A 2209-nucleotide genomic window follows, 5' to 3' on the forward strand; every position below is an offset into this window, starting at 1 on the left:
TTCCGCGCGCGGCGCGGCGCACAGGATGGCGGGTTAGCTCCCACCTCTTTCCAGGCGGTCATGCCTGATCTCGATACGCCCGCTTTGCGAGCCACTCGATCGCCGTCCGGAGAACGCGGTGACGCCGGATCTCACTGCCGCTCTGGGCTGCTCGATCACCGCCTGCGCTGGATGTTTCACGTGAAACAGCGGATGCGGGCGCCGCGCGGCGTGCAGACGGGTTGGCGGGTGTGCCGTTTCTTTCCGCGAGATGGACATGATCGCGATACGTTCGCGTTGCGGACTACTCGAGCGGCGGACGCCAGCATCGCGACGGATCTCGATGCGCCCGCCTTGCGGGCTACTCCATCGCCGCTGTGAACCGCTATGCCCTGATCCCGATGGCACTGCCGCGGGCTGCTCGGTCGCCGAATAGGCAGTGCGGACCAGTACAGCGACTCAGCCGCGAACGGTTGCGCGCACCACCCGCGTCGGCTCCTCGAGCAGATCGTCGCCGACGACCTCGAGACGCACGTTGCTCAAGCGATACTTCCGCAGCTGCTTTTCAGCGGCAGCGATCTCGTTGGACGCACTGGTGCCCTTCAGCAGGATCAACTCGCCGCCGTCGCGAACGAGCGGTGCTGTGAGCGGCACCAGCGTGCGCAGCGCACTGACGGCGCGAGCGGTCACAGCATCCAGGACCGGGCCGCGCCGCCAATCCTCAGCGCGACCACGCAGCACCTCGACGTTTTCCAGGCCGAGCTCGGAGACCTGTTCGTTCAGCCAGGCGATGCGGCGCTCCATGGGCTCGATCAGAATCCACTCCACGTCAGGCCGCGCGATCGCGAGGACCAGGCCTGGAAGCCCTGCGCCCGAGCCGATGTCCGCGACCCTTCCCGAGAACAGCGGAGCGACGACCGCGCTGTTGAGGATGTGACGTGACCAGAGTCGGGGCGGTTCGAGCGGGCCGATGAGGCCCCGTTCCTCGCCGTGCTCCGCCAGGGCTTGAGTGAACCGGCGTGCCGCATCGAGACGTGCACCGAAGATCTCAGCGGCCGCCGCCGGTTCCGGCTCGACCTCGGTCATCGATGTTTCACGTGAAACATCAGCCCCGGCTGATGACGGTGTGGCGTTCCGCACCCTCGCCGTACGACTCGGAGGTGAAACCGCGATCAGCGACGATGTCGTGCACCAGCTTGCGCTCGTAACTCGACATCGGGGGGAGCGAAGCCTGCGTCGCGCCCTCTTCGAGGCGAGCCACGGCGCGGTCCACCAGCGCCTCCAGCTCGCGCTGACGCGTGTCGCGCGATCCGCCGATGTCCAGAATGAGGCGTGAGAAACGGCCTGTGCGGTTCTGGACAGCGATCCGGGTCAACTCCTGCAGGGCCTGTACCGTGTCGGGATCCGACAGGAGAGCGAGTGAACCGGTCTCATCCGACTCGAGCGACACGTAGGCGCGACCGGATCGGACGTCGAGGGCGAGGTCGCCGTCGATGTCGGCGATGTCCATGAGCTCCTCGAGGAAGTCCGCTGCGATGTCGCCTTCCTGCTCGAGCTGCTCGACGGTCGCCGCGGCACGCTCTACCGGGGCGTCCTCGACGGGGGAGAGGTCAGGGGTGCTGGTCATCGGGTCCTCGAGATCGATCGGTAGGGAGAGCAAGGGTCAGGATGCCGCGCCGGCCGTGCCGGCGGCGGGATCTGTCGATCCCCCGCGCGGAGGATCACCGGGCTTCGACGTGCGGTCGCCCGGCTGCTTCTGAGCCTGCTTCTTCGCGCGTTGCTTTCCGACCGGCTGCTGGCGCTTCGGTGCCGCGGCCTTCGCGCGCTCGGCCTCTTCGTACAACCGCTGCTGCTCTGCGCGGTACTTCTCGAGCGGGATGATCTTGCCCGACGAGTCCAGCGCCTTGCCCTTGCGCGCCAGACGCTCCTCCCGCTCCTTGGCGGCCTCGGAGCCGGGCGTCGGCATGTTGCGGATGACAACGAACTGCTGGACCATCGTCCACACGTTGCTCGTGAACCAGTAGATGACGACACCCAGGGGGAAGAAGACACCGGAGAAGACGAACGCGAACGGCAGCACCCAGAGCATGATCTTCTGCATCTGGTACGCCTGGCCGGTCTTGGCTTCTGGAGAGAGGTTCTTGGAGATGATCTGCAGCTGTGTGAAGAATTGCGAGACGATCATCAGCACGACCAGCACCAGAAGGATGCCGACGGTGACCTGCCAGCC

4 protein-coding genes are annotated in these 2209 nt (G+C 66.5%); 1 reads left to right on the forward strand and 3 read right to left on the reverse strand.

From position 1 onward, the window contains the following. On the forward strand, positions 1-360 hold a 360-nt coding region (locus VFX99_RS02885; protein WP_329664814.1), incomplete at its 5' end, for a hypothetical protein. Between the two features lie 78 nt (positions 361-438). On the opposite strand, the gene rsmG is transcribed toward VFX99_RS02885, so the two are convergent. The 3 genes from rsmG to VFX99_RS02900 all read right to left on the reverse strand — a co-directional run. Next, positions 439-1065, reverse strand: coding sequence for a 16S rRNA (guanine(527)-N(7))-methyltransferase RsmG (gene rsmG / locus VFX99_RS02890; RefSeq protein ID WP_329664815.1), 627 nt, complete (start codon positions 1063-1065; stop codon positions 439-441). Between the two features lie 19 nt (positions 1066-1084). Beyond that, positions 1085-1606, reverse strand: a complete 522-nt coding sequence (locus VFX99_RS02895; RefSeq protein ID WP_329664816.1) for a protein jag — start codon at positions 1604-1606, stop codon at positions 1085-1087. A 36-nt stretch (positions 1607-1642) separates the two neighbouring features. Then, on the reverse strand, positions 1643-2209 hold a 567-nt coding region (locus VFX99_RS02900), incomplete at its 5' end, for a YidC/Oxa1 family membrane protein insertase (protein ID WP_329664817.1).

This window comes from Microbacterium sp. (assembly GCF_036277215.1).
Classification (GTDB): Bacteria; Actinomycetota; Actinomycetes; order Actinomycetales; family Microbacteriaceae; genus Microbacterium.

Bases quoted from the DNA above. Each gene is read 5' to 3' on its own strand.
- VFX99_RS02895 (WP_329664816.1), bottom strand. From the start codon at position 1,606: ATGACCAGCACCCCTGACCTCTCCCCCGTCGAGGACGCCCCGGTAGAG.
- rsmG (WP_329664815.1), bottom strand. From the start codon at position 1,065: ATGACCGAGGTCGAGCCGGAACCGGCGGCGGCCGCTGAGATCTTCGGT.